This is a genomic window from Pseudomonas sp. ZL2 (assembly GCF_054788455.1).
The window spans coordinates 19857-36418 of record NZ_JBGOGX010000029.1 but is presented as its reverse complement, the minus strand read 5'-3'; the positions used below and the strand labels follow the sequence as shown (position 1 = coordinate 36418).

General features: G+C 64.1%; 19 protein-coding genes. 10 read left to right on the top strand and 9 right to left on the bottom strand.

The features are described 5' to 3' along the window. Positions 1–30: 30 nt before the first annotated feature. On the bottom strand, positions 31–609 hold the full coding sequence (locus tag ABM562_RS18590; protein ID WP_134062213.1) for a thioredoxin family protein: 579 nt from the start codon (positions 607–609) through the stop codon (positions 31–33). A gap of 24 nt (positions 610–633) precedes the next feature. Next, positions 634–897 (bottom strand): DUF2790 domain-containing protein, encoded by a 264-nt coding sequence (locus tag ABM562_RS18585; protein ID WP_115087425.1) that lies wholly within the window; start codon positions 895–897, stop codon positions 634–636. 213 nt (positions 898–1110) lie between these two features. Between ABM562_RS18585 and ABM562_RS18580 the strand changes: the two genes are divergently transcribed. The 4 genes from ABM562_RS18580 (at position 1111) to fauA (ending at position 6520) form a co-directional block, all read left to right on the top strand. Beyond that, positions 1111–1845, top strand: coding sequence for a response regulator (locus ABM562_RS18580; protein WP_115087427.1), 735 nt, complete (start codon positions 1111–1113; stop codon positions 1843–1845). A gap of 14 nt (positions 1846–1859) precedes the next feature. Next, complete coding sequence (locus tag ABM562_RS18575; protein ID WP_115087667.1) at positions 1860–3149, top strand: sensor histidine kinase; 1290 nt, start codon at positions 1860–1862, stop codon at positions 3147–3149. 113 nt (positions 3150–3262) lie between these two features. Further along, the gene (locus ABM562_RS18570; RefSeq protein WP_258579091.1) at positions 3263–4198 is read left to right on the top strand and encodes a helix-turn-helix transcriptional regulator; all 936 of its coding nucleotides are present in this window, start codon (positions 3263–3265) and stop codon (positions 4196–4198) included. Between the two features lie 123 nt (positions 4199–4321). Next, positions 4322–6520, top strand: coding sequence for a TonB-dependent alcaligin siderophore receptor FauA (fauA, locus tag ABM562_RS18565; RefSeq protein WP_460422902.1), 2199 nt, complete (start codon positions 4322–4324; stop codon positions 6518–6520). 10 nt (positions 6521–6530) lie between these two features. On the opposite strand, the gene ABM562_RS18560 is transcribed toward fauA, so the two are convergent. The 4 genes from ABM562_RS18560 to ABM562_RS18545 all read right to left on the bottom strand — a co-directional run bounded on the left by ABM562_RS18560 (position 6531) and on the right by ABM562_RS18545 (position 9209). Continuing rightward, positions 6531–6758 carry a hypothetical protein gene (locus tag ABM562_RS18560; protein ID WP_115087432.1) on the bottom strand — a complete coding sequence of 76 codons (228 nt, stop codon included), beginning with the start codon at positions 6756–6758 and terminating at the stop codon, positions 6531–6533. A gap of 81 nt (positions 6759–6839) precedes the next feature. Then, a complete protein-coding gene (locus ABM562_RS18555) occupies positions 6840–7787 on the bottom strand; it encodes a FecR domain-containing protein (protein WP_460422901.1) in 948 nt (315 codons plus the stop codon). Further along, positions 7784–8293 (bottom strand): sigma-70 family RNA polymerase sigma factor, encoded by a 510-nt coding sequence (locus ABM562_RS18550; RefSeq protein ID WP_233674332.1) that lies wholly within the window; start codon positions 8291–8293, stop codon positions 7784–7786. The genes ABM562_RS18555 and ABM562_RS18550 overlap by 4 nt, the downstream gene beginning before the upstream one ends. Before the next feature lie 73 nt (positions 8294–8366). Further along, a complete protein-coding gene (locus ABM562_RS18545; RefSeq protein WP_415842518.1) occupies positions 8367–9209 on the bottom strand; it encodes an SDR family NAD(P)-dependent oxidoreductase in 843 nt (280 codons plus the stop codon). A gap of 114 nt (positions 9210–9323) precedes the next feature. Here ABM562_RS18545 and ABM562_RS18540 point away from each other — a divergent pair, with 114 nt between their 5' ends. Continuing rightward, on the top strand, positions 9324–10238 hold the full coding sequence (locus ABM562_RS18540) for a LysR substrate-binding domain-containing protein (RefSeq protein ID WP_258579088.1): 915 nt from the start codon (positions 9324–9326) through the stop codon (positions 10236–10238). Here the strand turns inward: ABM562_RS18540 and ABM562_RS18535 are convergent. The 3 genes from ABM562_RS18535 to ABM562_RS18525 all read right to left on the bottom strand — a co-directional run bounded on the left by ABM562_RS18535 (position 10183) and on the right by ABM562_RS18525 (position 11849). After that, complete coding sequence (locus ABM562_RS18535; RefSeq protein WP_134062203.1) at positions 10183–10518, bottom strand: DUF2790 domain-containing protein; 336 nt, start codon at positions 10516–10518, stop codon at positions 10183–10185. The genes ABM562_RS18540 and ABM562_RS18535 overlap by 56 nt on opposite strands. Before the next feature lie 75 nt (positions 10519–10593). Then, positions 10594–11343 (bottom strand): anti-sigma factor family protein, encoded by a 750-nt coding sequence (locus tag ABM562_RS18530; protein ID WP_115087444.1) that lies wholly within the window; start codon positions 11341–11343, stop codon positions 10594–10596. Then, entirely contained in the window at positions 11340–11849 is a 510-nt protein-coding gene (locus ABM562_RS18525; RefSeq protein WP_115087446.1) for a sigma-70 family RNA polymerase sigma factor, read from the bottom strand. The genes ABM562_RS18530 and ABM562_RS18525 overlap by 4 nt, the downstream gene beginning before the upstream one ends. Positions 11850–11980: 131 nt before the next feature. Here ABM562_RS18525 and ABM562_RS18520 point away from each other — a divergent pair, with 131 nt between their 5' ends. The 5 genes from ABM562_RS18520 to ABM562_RS18500 all read left to right on the top strand — a co-directional run bounded on the left by ABM562_RS18520 (position 11981) and on the right by ABM562_RS18500 (position 16508). Then, positions 11981–13027, top strand: coding sequence for a catalase family peroxidase (locus ABM562_RS18520; RefSeq protein WP_134062197.1), 1047 nt, complete (start codon positions 11981–11983; stop codon positions 13025–13027). Next, a complete protein-coding gene (locus ABM562_RS18515) occupies positions 13024–13554 on the top strand; it encodes a cytochrome b (RefSeq protein WP_115087449.1) in 531 nt (176 codons plus the stop codon). Before ABM562_RS18520 ends, ABM562_RS18515 begins: the two co-directional genes overlap by 4 nt. A gap of 132 nt (positions 13555–13686) precedes the next feature. Next, positions 13687–14940 (top strand): OprD family porin, encoded by a 1254-nt coding sequence (locus ABM562_RS18510; RefSeq protein ID WP_460422897.1) that lies wholly within the window; start codon positions 13687–13689, stop codon positions 14938–14940. A gap of 87 nt (positions 14941–15027) precedes the next feature. Beyond that, complete coding sequence (locus tag ABM562_RS18505; protein ID WP_115087453.1) at positions 15028–15558, top strand: sigma-70 family RNA polymerase sigma factor; 531 nt, start codon at positions 15028–15030, stop codon at positions 15556–15558. Further along, the gene (locus ABM562_RS18500) at positions 15555–16508 is read left to right on the top strand and encodes a FecR domain-containing protein (protein WP_460422895.1); all 954 of its coding nucleotides are present in this window, start codon (positions 15555–15557) and stop codon (positions 16506–16508) included. Before ABM562_RS18505 ends, ABM562_RS18500 begins: the two co-directional genes overlap by 4 nt. Positions 16509–16562: the final 54 nt, after the last annotated feature.

The following is a 16562-nucleotide window of genomic DNA, read 5'->3' as shown; positions in this document are numbered from 1 at the left end:
CCTGCTCGATCGAAGGCCCCTCGACCGCCTTCACCCCGCCTGCCCGTCACGCTCCTTGAGCAGTTGCTGGATCACCTGCTCCTGGGTGTCGTAGGCCCCTTCGCCAAAGTGCACATAGCGCACCTGGCCGCTGCCATCGACGATGTAGTGCGCCGGCCAGAACTGGTTGCCGAAGGCGTTCCAGATCGCATAGTCGTTGTCGATGGCCACCGGGTAGGCGATATCCAGTTTCGCCACTTGCTCGCGCACATTGTCGACCACCCGCTCTTCGGGGTATTCCGGGGTGTGCACGCCGATCACCACCAGGCCCTGATCAGCGTAGCGCTTGGCCCAGGTGTTGACGTGCGGCAGGCTGCGCCGGCAGTTGATGCACTCGTAGGTCCAGAAGTCCACCAGTACCACCTTGCCCTTGAGCGCTTCGCGGTCCAGCGGCGGCGAGTTGAGCCACTGCACGGCGCCGGCCAGTTCCGGCATCGGCCCCAGCACTTCAAGGCTTGAAGGCGTGCCAGCGAACAGGCGGTTACCAAGGCCCGCCACCGCCAGCAGCACGGCCAGCAGTGCGGCGATGCCCAGCACCCGGCGGCGGGTAGTGATGACGTTGATGCTCATGTACGAACCTCCCTGATCGATGGCTTAACCGCCGTCATTGCAGTCGCTGGCAAATTTCAGGTACTGCAGGCGGTGTTCCTTGCCCTGGGAATCAAGGTAGTCCATTTGCGCATTGACCACGCCGCAGCCAATCCTGCTGTCCTCGTGCAGGGCCAGGACCTTGTGCACATCCAGTTGCTGGCCGTAGCGATACTGCTGCACCGGTACGGTGTCGTCGGCCTGGGCAGCAACGGTGCCGAGGCTGAGCAGGCTAAACAGGCTGGCAGTGGCAAGGGTCTTGATGTTCATGGCGGTACTCCCGAATCAGCGTTGCAAGGAGGTGGAGGGTTCCACCCCGTTGCTGTCTATTGCAGGCCCGCCAGGTATCGCCGATGTGTCCGGATCAGCCCGCTTTGCCTCCCCAGGTATCTATGGCCACAGCAGATACACTGCAATACAAAGCCCGGCAGGCAAGCACTACCGGGCTCGGTACACTTGCCCCACCACCACGGGAGCCGGACGATGGAACATGTCGATCACATCCTGATCGTCGACGATGATCGCGAGATCAGGGAGCTGGTAGGCAACTACTTGAAAAAGAACGGGTTGCGCACGACCATCGTCGCCGACGGCCGGCAGATGCGCGCCTTTCTCGAATCCGATGTGGTCGACCTGATCGTGCTCGACATCATGATGCCCGGTGACGATGGCCTGCTACTGTGCCGCGAACTGCGCGCCGGCAAGCACAAGGCCACGCCGGTGCTGATGCTGACCGCCCGCAACGACGAAACCGACCGCATCATCGGCCTGGAAATGGGCGCCGACGACTACCTGACCAAACCCTTCTCGGCCCGCGAGCTACTGGCGCGGATCAACGCGGTGCTGCGCCGTACGCGCATGCTGCCGCCGAACCTGACCATCAGCGAAAGCAGCCGCCTGATCGGCTTCGGCCACTGGCGCCTGGATACCACGGCGCGTCACCTGCTCGATGCCGACGGCACCCTGGTGGCCCTGAGCGGCGCCGAGTACCGGCTGCTGCGGGTGTTCCTCGATCATCCGCAACAGGTGCTCAGCCGCGAGCAACTGCTCAACCTCACCCAGGGCCGCGAGGCGGATATCTTCGACCGCTCCATTGACCTGCTGGTCAGCCGTCTGCGCCAGCGCTTGCAGGATGATGCCCGCGAACCGGCCTATATCAAGACAGTGCGCAGCGAGGGCTACGTGTTCTCCTTGCCTGTGCAACTGGTCGAGGCCTGAGCATGAACAACCTGCTGCGCTGGCCGCGCACACTCGCCTCGCGCCTGGCGCTGATCTTCTTCACCGGCCTGGTGCTGGCTTACGGCTTGTCGTTCAGTTTCCAGTTCTACGAGCGTTACCAGAGCTCGCGCTCGATGATGCTCGGCAACCTGGAGCAGGACGTCGCCACCTCCGTGGCCATCCTCGACCGCTTGCCGGCCGCCGAACGCACCGCCTGGCTGCCGCGCCTGGAGCGACGCACCTACCGCTACCGCCTGGATGCCGGCGAGCCCGGCCAGCGCCTGAGCATGGACGACGCGCCCATGGCCGCGCTGTCCATCGGCAAGGCCCTGGGTGGGCAGTATGTGCTGGATTACCAGAACATCCCCGGGCCCAAGCCGCACTTCCAGGTACGCCTGCGCCTGGCCGACGGCGCGCCGCTGAGCGTCGACGTCACCCCGGCGCCGGTACCCATGTCGAGCTGGCTGCCCGTGGTGCTGCTGATCCAGCTGGCACTTCTGTTGCTGTGCACCTGGCTGGCGGTGAAAATCGCGATCCGCCCGCTGACCCGCCTGGCCGAAGCGGTCGACCAGCTCGACCCCAACGCCCCGGGGCCGCAACTGGACGAAAGCGGCCCTCGGGAAGTGGTGTATGCCGCAGTGGCCTTCAACAGCCTGCAAGCACGCATCGGCGCCTACCTGAAAGAGCGCATGCAACTGCTGGCGGCGATCTCCCATGACCTGCAGACGCCGATCACGCGGATGAAGCTGCGGGTCGAAGCCATGGACAACAGCATCGACAGGGACAAGCTCTGGAGCGCCCTGGAGGCCATGGAGCACCTGGTGCGCGAAGGCGTGGCCTATGCCCGCAGCATCGATGGCAACAGCGAGGCGCCGTGCCGGGTTAATCTCGATGCCTTTCTCGACAGCCTGGTGTTCGACTACCAGGACAGCGGCCAGCAGGTCGAGCTGCAAGGCAAGAACGGCGCGCGGATCGAGACCCGCCCGCAAGCCTTGCGCCGGGTGCTGGTGAACCTGATCGACAATGCCCTGAAGTTCGCCGGCGCAGCGCAGCTTGAGGTGCAGACCGGTACCAGCCACAGCACCATTATCCGCGTGCTCGACCAGGGCCCGGGGATTCCCGCCGAAGAACTCGACGCGGTATTGCAGCCCTTCTACCGCATAGAGAACTCGCGCAACCGCAGCACCGGCGGCACCGGCCTGGGCCTGGCCATCGCCGCGCAGCTGACCCAGGCCATCGGCGGCACCTTGACCTTGAGCAACCGTGACGGTGGCGGCCTCTGCGCGCAAATCGAGCTGCACTGAAAGCCCCCTGCGACAGAGCAATACACAACTGCCCGGAAATACTCCTCCACAAGCGCATATTTGAGAATGAACGTTATTATCGTGAACGTTATCTACCGCCACGAGCTCGCGCCTTGTCCGCACCGACCCGTTACCTGCTGTCCGACTTCCACGCCCTGGGGCACCGCTACAACGTGCACTACAGCTTGCCCGAAGGCGATGGCGGCGAAGACGACCCGTGCCTGATGCAGGGGCGGATCAGCGAACATGGCCTGGCCCCCGGGTTCAGCCTGGTGCATTCGGATGTACAGCCCTATCACACGTTCCGCGCCGACTCACTGGACATGCCCGGCCTGTCCCTGGCCCTGGTGCTCGATGGCGAAGCAACGATCTCCTATACCGCTGTTCAACGCCTGCAACCCGGCACTTGCATGACCACCCTTTGCGCCGATGGTCGGCCGATGTCGGCGCTGCATCAGCGCGGTGCCAACCTGCGCGGGCTCAACCTGGCGGTGCGTCAGCCCGAAGATGTTGGTGAAGAGGCACTGGCCGACCTGATCCAGGCCCGGCTGCGCAGCCACGGCTCGGTTTTGAGCCATTGGCAATTGCCCGCTTATCTGCTGGCCAGCATAGAGGAGTTGCTGGCCGCACGCTGGCAAGGACCATTGCAGCACATTCTCTGCCAGGGCGTGAGCCTGCAACTGCTGGCCCACGCCCTGGCACAGTTCGAGCCAAAACCGACGAGCAGCACCCTCTGCGCTCGCGACCGACTGATGCTCGAACGGGTCCGCGAGCATCTGCACCTGCAACCCGGCGATGATCATAACCTGGCCGATCTCGCGCGTTTGGCATGCATGAGCAGCAGCTCGCTGCGCGGCAAGTTTCGCCTGCTGTATGGCCAGTCGGTGTTCGCCTATCTGCGTGACCGGCGCCTGGACCAAGCCCGGCAATTGCTCAACGAAGGTTGGCGCATTCAGCAGGCGGCGCACTATGTCGGGTACCGTCATGCCAGTAATTTTGCCACGGCATTTCGCCAGCGCTTCGGCCAGTCGCCGCGGGAAATCACCTGAGGTTCTCGCCTGCCTTATGCTTTGGCAGCGCCCATACAGGCTCTGGCATCCGGCAAAACTGAGAACCCAGGTAAATGTGAATAATACGCAGACGATAACTATACTCTGCGGAGAACTATTCCCATGCAGTACCGCCTTGCTCCTGCCGCTCGTCCTGTCCGCTTGCGCACGGCATTGTTGGGCAGCGCTTTCGTCACGCTGATCGCCAGCGCCGAAGAGCCCACCCAACCCGAAAGCGATCAGGTCCTGACCCTGCAGGCCATCGACATCCAGGGCGAGGCCTACCAGCCGCAAACCACCGAAGGCAGTGGCAGCTATACCACCGGGGCGATGTCCACCGCCATCGGTTTACCCTTGTCGATCAAGGAAACGCCACAGTCGGTGAGCGTGGTCACCCGCCAGCAGATCGAAGACCAGGAACTGACCACCACTGCCGATATTCTCAACACTGCGCCGGGCGTCTCCTACACCCGCAACGACAGCAATCGCCTGTCGTTTTCTGCTCGTGGATTTACCATCGACAACTTTCAGTTCGACGGTCTGGCTTCACCGATCAATGGATTGTGGAACTTTGGCGCCACCGAAATGGATTCGGCAATCTACGACCGGGTCGAAGTGGTGCGCGGCTCCACAGGCCTGCTGACCGGTGCCGGCAGCCCATCGGCGGCAGTCAATTTCGTGCGCAAAAGACCGTTGCCAGATTTCGCCGTGAGTGGCTCGGCGGGGGCCGGGCGCTGGGACGAGCGGCGCGGCGATATCGATGTGTCGACACCACTGAGCGCCGATGGCCGGATCGCGGCACGGGTGGTGGCAGCCTATTCGGACAAAGACAGCTATGTAAGCTTCCTCGACTATGGCTCACGTACCCTTTACGGCGTGATCAGCAGCGAGCTGACACCTAGCACGCGTCTGACCACCAGCATCGAGTACCAGAAAAACCAAACCAATGGCATGGGCAGCGGATTTCCGCTGTTCTACAGCGACGGTTCGCGCACCGATTTCGGCCGCTCGGCGGCGAACAACACCAAATGGGCCGACTTCGGAACCGAGTCGACCACGGCCTTCGTCGACCTCGAACATAGCCTGGACAATGACTGGAAACTGCGCGCCGCCTACAGCCGCTTCGATGGCAACTACCGCATGCGCTACCTCTATCGGGGCGGCTATCCGGACCGCGACAGCGGCCGCGGCATGAATGCCAGCTTCCTCAAGTACAACGGCGAACGCAGCCGCGACGACTGGCATCTGACGGCCAACGGACCGTTCCAGCTGCTGGGTCGCAGCCATGAGCTGGCCCTGGGCTGGATGAGCATCGACGATGACCTGAACATCGACCAGTTCCGCCCTCTGGGCGCGGTACCGGACACCGGCAACTTCATGGACTGGGGCATGGACCACATTGCGCAACCGGTCTGGTCAAGCACCCGCGCATCCGGTGACGCCACCCACACGAAACAGACCGGCAGCTACGCCGTGGTGCGTTTCTCGCTTGCCGACCCGCTGCACCTGATCATCGGCACACGGATCAGCGACTGGCAAATCGACCAGGATTACTACAGCAGTCAGCGCAAATACCGCTACCACAATGAGGTTACGCCTTACGCTGGCCTGATCTATGACATCGACAAGACTTACAGCGTGTACACCAGCTACACCAGCATCTTCAACCAGCAGAATGCCCGTAGCGCCGACGGCAGCATCCTCGATCCGGTGACCGGCGACAGCTACGAAGCGGGAATCAAGGCAGGCTACTTTGACGGTCGTCTGAATGCCGCTTTTGCGGTGTATCGCACCCAGCAGGAAGGCCTGGCCGAAGCCATCCCGGGAGTGAACGTGGAAGGCCAGGCCAATGAGCAAGCCTACAAGGCTGGCACGGGGGCGCGCGTCGACGGGTTTGACCTGGAACTGGCCGGGCAGCTCAGTGAAGTGTGGAACCTGTCGGCCAGCTACACCCATTTCATCGCCCGCAACAGCGACGGCGAAGCGATCAACAGCAACTTCCCGCGCAGCCAGGCCAAGCTGTTCAGCACCTACCGCCTAAGCGGTGCGTTAAGCCGCCTTACCCTCGGTGGTGGCGCTACCTGGCAGAGTGGTATCTCCCGTAACAATGTCGCCCGTCCCGGCGGCTTCACCGACCTTGAGCAAGGCAGCCATACCCTGTTCAACCTGATGGCGCGTTATCAACTTACCGATTACATCAGCGTCAGCGCTCATGTCGACAACCTGTTCGACAAGCGCTATTACGAACAGGTCGGCTTCTACAGCCAGGGCTGGTGGGGCGAGCCGCGCAGCATGAGCATGGGTGTCCGGGCGGCATTTTGAAGGTCGGCGCTCAGCCTGGAGCCGGCGCCAGCACGGCGGTGATGCTGGCGAATGGAATACAGCGGCATTCATCATCGCAGGCGAAGTACAGCTGCAATTGGTGAGTGCGCCAGTCGATGCTGCGTACTTCGCCTGACTGGGTGTCCATCACTCCGTATTCGGCGGCAAAACAGCCGTACAGCACCACGGTGTCTCCAGGTTGATACAGGCGAAGACGCTCTTTGTTGTTGTCGTCCATGTCGGCATGGCTCCGGCCCTTGAGTCGGCATAATCACCATCTGCGGGCGGGCGCGCTACTGGTAAAAATACCAGGCACGACTCAGGCCGTTTTCTGTTGCGCCACCAGCGTGATCCAGTAACGGCTGCGCGCCTGCACCGCCACTGGCAAGCTGGCAGCCAGCAAGGCCAGGACCCGGTCCGTGTCATCCAGGCGGAAAGTGCCGGTGACTCTTAGCGACTCCAGCGCCGGGTCCCAGCGCAGCCAGCCCGGGCGATAACGCGACAGTTCACGCAAAAACTGCCCCAGCGGCTGGTTATTGACACTCAACACACCGTCGCGCCAATCCGGTTGATGCGGATCGAAACGGTCCATGGCGCCACTGCCGTCGGCGTTGATGGTCAGTTGATCGCCAACCTGCAAGGCCAGCGCCGTGCCGTGGCGCGGCTGTACCTGCACCGAGCCATGCAGTACGGCGATACGGCACTGCTCGGCATCGCGGCGCAGGCAGACCTGGGCCTGGCCGACGCTCACCCGGGCCATGCCGAGCTCGACGTGCAGCGCTTGTGCGCGGCTGACACTCAAGGCGATTTCGCCCTCGACCAGGGTCAGGCGCTGGTGGGCAAGGTCAAGGTTGACGGCCGTTGCGGTGTTCAATTGCAGCAGGCTGCCATCGGCCAGGCGCACACCGCGGCGCTCGCCCACTGCGGTACGCAAGTCGGCGCGCAGAGCCTGCAGCGGCGTCTGCTGGCTGAGCAACCCGCCAGCGGGCAGTAGCAGTGCCAACGCCAGGCCGCGCTTGAGCAGGGTTCGGCGGCTCGTTTCGGGGCGATCCAGGCTGGCCATGGCCAAGGCTGGCGGCACTTCTTGAAAGCGCTGGCGCAAGCCTTCGGCGCGCTGCCAGATCTGCTCATGCTGCGGGTTGGCCGCGCGCCAGTGCTGCAACTGCTGCAGGTCATCAGCGCTGGCCCGCCCGGAATCGAGCAGGGCCAGCCAGCGCGCGGCGGTGCGGGCCAGTTGCCGGGATTCGCGAGTGACGGTGCGGTTCATAGCTCGACCAGCAGGCAATGCTCATAGGCCTGGGCCATGTAGCGCTTGACGGTACGCTCACTGACAGCCAGACGCTCGGCGATCTGTGCGTAGCTCAGGCCTTCGAGCTGCGACCAGAGAAACGCCCGACGCACCACTGCCGGTAAACCGTCGAGCAGTTCGTCCAGGGCCTGCAGGGTTTCCAGTAGCAGCCAGCGCTGCTCCGGCGAAGGCACCCGTGCCTCAGGCAGGTTGGCCAGGGCATCGAGGTAGGCGCGCTCCAGGCTGCGGCGCGTGTGGAAGTTGATCAGCAAACGCTTGCCGACGGTCAGCAGATAGGCCCGCGGTTCGCGCAACTCGCTGAGCACCTGGGGGCTGGCCAGCACCCGCAGGAAGGTGTCCTGGCTGAGGTCGGCGGCATCCCAGCGGTTGCCCAGGCGCTGGTACAGCCAGCGCTCAAGCCAGCTGCGATGCTCCCGATAGAGGCCATGCAGGGTCTGCTCGGTGGGGCCCGCCGCTTCGCTCATGTCAACGCACCTGGATTGATTAGACTCAAATGAGATTGATTCTAATTAATACCCCTGCGCAAACCAAGCGCTATTACATGGCTTTTATCATCTGCCAGCGCTGGCGCACTTCCCGCACCGTACTGGCAGATACCCCGCGCAGTTCGCGCGGATAGTCCACCTGCGGGTTTTCCTCGAAGCGCGTGGCACAGAACTGGCCGTTGCTGGCGCGCAGGATATAGCCGCTGTCCTGGCAATCGGCCGAGGCCAGGTACAGCACGCCGGGGACAACCCACTCGGGCTTGAGATCCTCGGGTTCGCCTTGCTGGCCCCACATGCGCGTGCGCGCCACCGGCGAAATCGCATTGACCCGAATCCCGTGCTCGGCGCCCTCGGCAGCCAGGGCGTTCATGATCCCCAATTGCGCCATCTTGCCGGCGGCGTAGGCGCCAAGACCGATCTGCGCATGGCGCAGGTACATGGCCCGGTCGGAGGTGGTGAGCACGATGCGCCCGCTACCGGAGGCCTTGAGCGCAGGCCAGGCGTGCTTGCTCAGCCACAGCGGCGCGTGAACATTGATGGCCAGGGCGCGCTCGATGAAATCGGCGCTGCTGTCCTCGACATTCTGATAACCGACCCAGCCAGCGTTATGGACCAGCGCATCGAGGCCGCCAAAGGCGTCCAGTACCTTGGCAAGCAACTGCTGGCAGGCCTGTTCATCGCCAAGCTCGGCGCTGTGGCCGATCACCTGGTGGCCTTCGTTGCGCAAGGACTGGGCCGCGGCTTCGGCTATCGAAGCGTCGCTGCCACACCCCACGCGGTCGGTGCCAAGGTCGCTGATGACGACTTGAGCACCGGTTTCTGCCAGGGCACGGGCATAGGCCAGGCCCAGGCCACGGGCGCCGCCAGTGATGAGTACAGTTCTGGATGAAATCACAAGCAGTCTCCTGATGGGCCGTTCAGCCTAGCCAGTGAGCACCGCAAAGTTGAATACTATCGGGCTGACCCGCCGATATCCTGCCGATATCGATGCGCATCAAGGACGCCCGCCGTGATCGAAACCCGCCTGCTCCGCCAGTTCATCGCCGTGGCCGAAGAGCTGCACTTTCACCGCGCCGCCGAACGCCTGCACATGGCCCAGCCGCCCTTGAGCCAGGCCATTGGCAGGCTTGAACAGCGTCTGGGGTTTGCCCTGTTCACCCGTCACTCCCGAGGTGTTGCGCTGACCGCTGCCGGAGCGGCGTTTGTGCAAACAGCGCGGGCGACCCTGGCGACCTTGCAGCAAGGCATCGTCCAGGCCCGGCACGTGGCTGAAGGCATTGCCGGGCAGTTGCGCATCGGCAGCCTGGCGCTGGCCGGCTATCCACTGCTGCTCAATGCGCTCAAGCAGTTTCGTGCCGACTGGCCCAAGGTACAGCTGGACCTGCAGCAGGGATCGTCGGCGCAGTTGGTCGAGAACCTGCTCGATGGCCAGCTGGATATCGCCGTGGTCAGGCAATTGCCGATCATGAGCGAACGCCTGAGCAGCCGCTTGTTGCTGGAAGAGGAGATTCTGCTGGCGGTGCCGAGTGAACATTCTCGCGCTGGCGAAACATCTGTCAGCCTGGCGGACTTTGCCGATGAAGATTTCGTCTTCACCCCACAAGCCTTGGGCGCCGGGTACCATCAGCAACTGCTTGACCTGTGCCAAAGCGCAGGCTTTTACCCACGCATCAGCCAGCAGGCGGCGCAGTTGCAAACGCTGATCAACCTGGTGGGTTGCGGGTTCGGCATCGCTTTGGTGCCGGCGGCAGCCGCCCAGGCCAATGCCCAGCCGGGGGTACGCTTTTGCCATTTGCTGGGAGCCAGCCCGCGATTGGGTCTGTACCTGGTGTGGCGCAGCGACGATCCCTCGCCGCTGCCGGGGCGCTTTATCGCGTTGACTGAAAGCGCGGACACTGACCTTCGAGCCGATAACGCAAGGTAACCAGCTGGCCGCTGGAATCTTCATAGGTCATCAGCATCGGCGCCGCTTCGCAGCCGCGGGCCATGGGGGTCTGTTCGATCAGACGGGCGACATCCACGGATTTACCGTAGGTAAAGTCCTGGATGGTCGGGACGGTCTTGCCGGTTCTTGCTGCATAGGCCTGCACTGCCTGCTCATGGGCAACCAGACGCGCATCCTTTACCTCTGGTGCCGAAGCCAGCGCGCTTTGGCCGGCCAGCAGAACCACTGCGGCCAATACCAAACCTTGCTTGCGCTTCATTGGCGGATACCTCGAATGAAGTGAAATGACGACAGGAACAACGGCTTTGAGCTTACGCCCCTAATGGCATTTCAGCTACAAAGTGATATCGAGCGCCTGGCGCAATTGCTCGCCCCGGCTATCGGACGTGGCGCTGATCAGGGCGTAGTTGTAGTCACCCCGCGACCAGTAGCGTGCCTGCAACTGGCCGTCGGTTCGCTCACCGCTGGGCATGCGCGCATAGTGTTCGCCCGGCGAACGCAGGAACAGGCTGACGCGCTGGCCCTGGGCGTCCTCGAACAGCAACAGCGCCGCTGGCCCCTGCTCGTTGCTCAACAATCGTGCACCGACCGGGGTGAAGCCGTAGGCCGAGAGGTCCGGCAGGTTGCCGACATGGGCGAAGTGCTGGCCCAGCCAGGCTTGCAGGCGCGCCGGGTCCTGGGCGTTGAGGTCGAGGGCCTTGGCGTTGGCGAACAGCCGATGGGCCTGCACGGCATCGGCCATCGGCGGGTTGCTGGCCAGCAGGCTCGCCTCGCGCACCTGCCAGCCGCCCAGGCCGCCGATGCCCAGGGTCACCAGCAATACCGCGGCACTGGCCCAGCGCCGCTGCCGGCGACGACGCAACGCGCGGCGCACGTTGGCCGGGTCCAGACGCGGATTGGCTGCCTGCCCGGCAAAGCCGGACAGCGCCGCGCGCAACTGGCGGGCATCGTTACGCCAGGCCTCGACCCGCGCCGCCTGTTCGGGGTTGGCCGCCAGGTACAGCTCCACCGCCCGACGCCGCTCGCTGTCCAGGCGTTCGTCGACATAGGCGTGCAGTTCGTGGTCAGACGGAATCAAGCTCATTTCAACCTCCGCAGCGCCGGGGGCGGCGTATTGCCCTCGGCCAGTTCGCGCATGGCCGCGCGAGCGCGCGACAAGCGTGACATTATCGTGCCGATCGGCACATCCAGGGCCTGGGCGGCCTCCTTGTAGCTCAGGCCTTCGACGCTGACCAGCAACAGCAAGGCGCGCTGCTCGGTAGGCAATTGCGCAAACGCCGCCAGGCCCGACTGGGCAACGACGATGTCTTCGGTGTTGCTGCCCGCCTCCTCGCCGCGGCCGAACCAGGCCAGCCAGCGCGCCTGACGGCGTTCGCGGCGTTTACCGTCGATAAACTGCCGGTACAGGATCGAGAACAGCCAGGCGCGCAGGCTGGCGTCTTCGCGTTGTTGAGCGCGGCGGCTGAGGGCGCGCTCGAGGGTGGCCTGGACCAGGTCGTCGGCGCTGCTGGCCTCGCGGGTCAGCCACAGGGCGAAGCGGCGCAGGCGCTGGAGCATCTGGCGCAATTGCTCGTCGTCTAGTTCGTTCATTGCCGCAGTCTTGGCCTGTAGGCGATCAGTGTACGAGGCAGACGCTGGTGGTGAAGAATTATTCCCTGGTGCTGGAATAAATTTCTGCCCCACGCGTCGTACCGGCTCATTCACTGACCCGGATCACCGCCATGAGCACTCCGTTACACGGTCGCTCCCGCGCCCTGCGCCTGGCTGCCATTGGCCTCGGGCTTACCGCCCTGGCCACCGGCTTTGCCTATGCTGCCGGCTGGATCGGCGCCGAGCGCCTGACCCCGAAGCGCTTTATCGACACCTTCGAAACCCAGGCCGGGCACTACCCCGGCTACCGTAAGAATCACGCCAAGGGCCTGTGCGTCAGCGGCTATTTCCTGAGCAGCGGGCAGGCGGCGAGCCTGTCCACTGCCCGGGTGTTCAACCAGAGCAACGTAGCGGTGATCGGTCGCTTCGCCATCGGCGGCGCCAACCCCCACAGCCCTGACGCCAGCGTGCCGACCCGTAGCCTGGCGCTGCAACTGAGCACGGACGATGGCCAGCAGTGGCGCACCGGCATGAACACCCCGCCGGTGCTGGCTGTGGGTACGCCTGAAGCCTTCTACCAGCAGGTACTGGCCATGAGCCCGGACCCGGCCACCGGCAAACCCGACCCCGCGCGCCTGCAGGCGTTTTTCGCCGCCCACCCGGAAAGCGCCGCCTTTCGCCAATGGGCCAAGGACTACAAGGCCTCCGACAGTTTCGCCAGCACCAGCTACAACAGCATCAACGCCTTTGCCCTGATCGATGCCAGCGGCAAGGCCCACTACGTGCGCTGGAGCCTGTTGCCACAAACGCCGTTCAGCGCGCTGCCGGCAAAGGTCGACGACAACGACTACCTGCAGCATGACCTGCGCCAGCGCCTGAGCCAGGGCCCGCTGCGCTGGACCCTGCAATTGACCCTGGCAGCTGCCGGCGATGCAGTCGACGACCCAAGCCAGCCCTGGCCCGCACAACGCCCCACGGTGAACGCCGGCACCCTGGTGCTCGACCAGGTCGATGCCGCGGAACGAGGCGCCTGTCGCGACCTGAACTTCGACCCGCTGATTCTACCGAGCGGCATCAGGCCTTCGGCCGACCCGATCCTTGCTGCCCGCTCGGCGGCCTATTCGGAATCCTTCAACCGCCGCAGCCGTGAAGCCGCGCAGCTGGGAGCTCGCCCATGAAACCTGTTGCCTTCCATCCCCTGGCCCGCCTGCTCCATTGGCTGATGGCCGTGCTGATCCTGGCCATGCTGTTCGTCGGCGTGAGCATGGTCAGCGACCTGTCGCCGCGCCACACCTGGCTGGTCAGCCTGCACAAGGCCATTGGCCTGGCGCTGTTGCTGCTGGTGCTCGTGCGCATTGGCGTGCGCCTCAGCCTGGCGCCCCCGCCGCTGCCTGACGACATGCCACCAGTGCAACGCTGGGCGGCGAAAGCTTCGCACCTGTTGCTCTACGGGCTGATGCTGGCGATGCCGGTGCTTGGCTGGGGCATGCAGTCTGCAGGAGGCTATCCGCTGCCATTACAACTCCCGGCACTGCTGCCCCACGACCTGCCGCTGTATGCCCTGCTGCGCCAGGCCCACGGCTGGCTGGCCTATGTTTTGTTCGCCACCGTGCTGCTGCACCTGGGCGCGGCACTGGTGCACGGGCTGGTACGCCGTGACGGCGTGCTGCGCAGCATGTGGCCGGGGCCGCTGCCCAAGAATTAATATCTTAATTATTTTATGCTCAGGTCCAATTGCACCCACAAGAGGTCTATTCAAAAATAAAGATAATATGTTAACAATATAGGCAGAGACACCTGGCACCCGCCACACACAACAACAAAAAAAGGTAGCCCCATGCTTCTGCCCCGTTCGCTGACGGTGAGTGCCGGCCTGTGCGCCGCATTCACCCCCTACATCGCCCAGGCCGAGTTCATCAAGGACAGCAAGGCCAGCCTTGAGACACGCAACTTCTACTTCAGCCGCGACTTTCGCCAGAGCGGCGCGCCGCAGAGCCAGGCGCGGGAATGGGCCCAGGGTTTTATCCTGAAAATGGAGTCGGGCTTTACCGAAGGCACCGTAGGCTTCGGCCTCGATGCCCTGGGTGAACTGGGGGTCAAGCTCGACTCCAGCCGCGACCGTCGCGGCACCGGCCTGCTGCCCTTCGGCGCCACCCAGGAACCGGTGGACGACTACAGTGAACTGGGCCTGACCGCCAAGCTGCGGGTCAGCAAGACCACGCTCAAGCTCGGCACCCTGCAACCGATGCTGCCGGTGGCGGCGATCAACGACGTGCGCCTGCTGCCTTCGACCTACAGCGGCGGCCTGCTGACCTCCCAGGACATCGACGGCCTGACCCTGAACCTCGGCCGCCTGGAAAAACAGAACCTGCGCGATTCCTCGAGCAACGACGAAATGAGCTACGCCGGGGTCGAGAGCAATCATCTGGACCTGGCCGGTGGCACCTACGCGGTCAACCCGCGCCTGGCGGTCAGTTATTACTACGCGCAGATGCAGGACATCTACCGCCAGCACTACGCCGGGCTGGTCCACGACCTGCCCCTGGCCGAAGGCATCAACCTGCGCAGCGACCTGCGTTACTTCGACACCCGCGAACAAGGCAGCCACGACCTGCGCGCCGCCTCGCGGGTTGACGGCGGCAAGATCGACAACCGCTTCTTCAACGGCATGCTCACCCTCGGCGTGGGTGCGCACAAGTTCGGCCTCGGTTACCAGAACCTGTCCGGCGACGGCGATTTTGCCTACCCGGGCCTGGACCCCTACTCGGTCAACCTGGTCACCGTGAACGTCTTCACCAAGGCCGAAACCGATGCCTGGCAGGCGCGCTACGACTACAACTTCGCCGCGCTCGGTCTGCCGGGCTTGAGCTTCATGACCCGCTATGTCAATGGCAGCCATATCGAAACCGCCAGCGTCAACGGCGGCAAGGAATGGGAGCGCGATACCGACATTGCCTACGTGGTGCAAAGCGGTCCGCTGAAGAATGTCAGCGTGCGCCTGCGCAACGCCACCTTTCGCTCCAGCAGCGGTTTGACCACGGACATCGACGAGAACCGCCTGATCGTCGGCTACACCCTGGCCCTCTGGTAACGCGGCTGGCGGCCGTGTGAAAACAACCCTTTGTTAGTTTTTTGGGAATGCTTATCATCTGCATCATTTTTCCGGGATGCAGCCAGGATGAGCGCACCGCCGTCACCGCCCAATGCCGAGCTCGGCCAGCTCTATCAGCACCATCACCTGTGGCTGCAACACTGGCTGCGCCGGCGCCTGAGCTGCCCGCAACGGGCGGCGGACCTGATGCAGGACACTTTCGTGCGCATCCTCGCCTCCTCCGAGGCGCTGGAACTGGTGCGCCTGCTGCGTGAGCCGCGCAACTACCTGGCGACGGTGGCGCGGCGGGTGATGATCGATCATTTCCGCCGTCAGCAACTGGAACGCGCTTACCTGGAAGCACTGGCCGCGCAACCGGAAGCCGAACAGATCTCCACCGAAGAGCAGGTGCTGATTCTGGAAACCCTGCGTGAAATTGACCAGTTGCTGGCCGGCTGTGGCGCCAAGGCGCGCAAGGCGTTTCTGATGGCCAACTGGCTGGGCATGACCTACGTGGAAATCGCCGAGGCCCTGGGCGTGTCGCTGACTACGGTGAAAAAGTACCTGATCAAGACCACCGAGCGCTGCCTGCTGCTCGCCTACGACGCCCAGCCATGACGGAGCGCGAGCGCCAACGCCAGGCCCTGAAAGCCGCCGCCCGCTGGCATGTGCAACTGGCCGCCGGCGATGCCCCGGCCGAACTGCACCAGGCCTGGCAGCTATGGCTGGCCAGCGCCGCGGAGCATCGCTGGGCCTGGGCGCGGGTCGAGCAATTGCAGGGGCGCCTGGCCAGTGTGCCCGGGGCGCTGGCCTTCGACACCTTGCAGCGCAGCGAAGCTGAGGGCCTGCCCCGGCGCAGCGTGCTCAAGGGTCTGCTGCTGGCCACCGGCCTGGGCCTTGGCGGCTGGGCCAGCTATCGCAGCCAGCCGGCGCAGCACTGGCTGGCTGATGTTCACAGCGCCACCGGTGAAATTCGTCACCTTACCCTGGACGACGGCAGCCAGTTGGTGCTCGACACCGCCAGCGCCGTGGACATTCGCTTCGACCACCTGCAACGGCTGATTCGCTTGCGTCACGGGCGGATCTTTCTTACCAGTGGCAAAGACAGCCGCCAACGCCCCTTGCGAGTGGAAACCGCTCAAGGCCTGGTCGAAGCCCTGGGCACGCGCTTCAGCGTTGAGCAGCACGACACCGCCAGCCGGGTCGAAGTCTTCGAGCATGCGGTGCGCATCAACCCGCACCAGGCGCCGGCACGTCGACTGCACGCCGGCCAGCGCTGCCAGTTCGACAGCCATGTGGTGCATGCCGCGCAGACCGTCGCCAGCAGCGAAGCGGCCTGGACCGGCGGGCACCTGATCGTCGAAGACTGGCGCCTGGGCGATTTGCTCGAAGAGCTCGGCCGCTACCGGCCAGGGCTGTTGTCTTACTCCAACGAACTGAACGGGCTACGGGTATCCGGGACCTTTTCCCTCACAGACAGCGATGCGGCGCTGTCGGCGCTGGCCACGTCGTTCAAGCTCCAGGTGCGTCGCTACAACCGCTTCTGGGTCAGCGTCGGCCTGAGTTAAAAAAATTTCAGCGAGGGGTGCCTGTTTCTTTTCGTTCGTCCGCCTCTGTAGGAA

Bases quoted from the DNA above. Each gene is read 5' to 3' on its own strand.
- ABM562_RS18580 (WP_115087427.1), top strand. From the start codon at position 1,111: ATGGAACATGTCGATCACATCCTGATCGTCGACGATGATCGCGAGATC.
- fauA (WP_460422902.1), top strand. From the start codon at position 4,322: ATGCAGTACCGCCTTGCTCCTGCCGCTCGTCCTGTCCGCTTGCGCACG.
- ABM562_RS18515 (WP_115087449.1), top strand. From the start codon at position 13,024: ATGAAACCTGTTGCCTTCCATCCCCTGGCCCGCCTGCTCCATTGGCTG.
- ABM562_RS18500 (WP_460422895.1), top strand. From the start codon at position 15,555: ATGACGGAGCGCGAGCGCCAACGCCAGGCCCTGAAAGCCGCCGCCCGC.
- ABM562_RS18520 (WP_134062197.1), top strand. From the start codon at position 11,981: ATGAGCACTCCGTTACACGGTCGCTCCCGCGCCCTGCGCCTGGCTGCC.
- ABM562_RS18525 (WP_115087446.1), bottom strand. From the start codon at position 11,849: ATGAACGAACTAGACGACGAGCAATTGCGCCAGATGCTCCAGCGCCTG.
- ABM562_RS18505 (WP_115087453.1), top strand. From the start codon at position 15,028: ATGAGCGCACCGCCGTCACCGCCCAATGCCGAGCTCGGCCAGCTCTAT.
- ABM562_RS18550 (WP_233674332.1), bottom strand. From the start codon at position 8,293: ATGAGCGAAGCGGCGGGCCCCACCGAGCAGACCCTGCATGGCCTCTAT.
- ABM562_RS18555 (WP_460422901.1), bottom strand. From the start codon at position 7,787: ATGAACCGCACCGTCACTCGCGAATCCCGGCAACTGGCCCGCACCGCC.
- ABM562_RS18560 (WP_115087432.1), bottom strand. From the start codon at position 6,758: ATGGACGACAACAACAAAGAGCGTCTTCGCCTGTATCAACCTGGAGAC.
- ABM562_RS18510 (WP_460422897.1), top strand. From the start codon at position 13,687: ATGCTTCTGCCCCGTTCGCTGACGGTGAGTGCCGGCCTGTGCGCCGCA.
- ABM562_RS18585 (WP_115087425.1), bottom strand. From the start codon at position 897: ATGAACATCAAGACCCTTGCCACTGCCAGCCTGTTTAGCCTGCTCAGC.
- ABM562_RS18590 (WP_134062213.1), bottom strand. From the start codon at position 609: ATGAGCATCAACGTCATCACTACCCGCCGCCGGGTGCTGGGCATCGCC.
- ABM562_RS18530 (WP_115087444.1), bottom strand. From the start codon at position 11,343: ATGAGCTTGATTCCGTCTGACCACGAACTGCACGCCTATGTCGACGAA.
- ABM562_RS18535 (WP_134062203.1), bottom strand. From the start codon at position 10,518: ATGAAGCGCAAGCAAGGTTTGGTATTGGCCGCAGTGGTTCTGCTGGCC.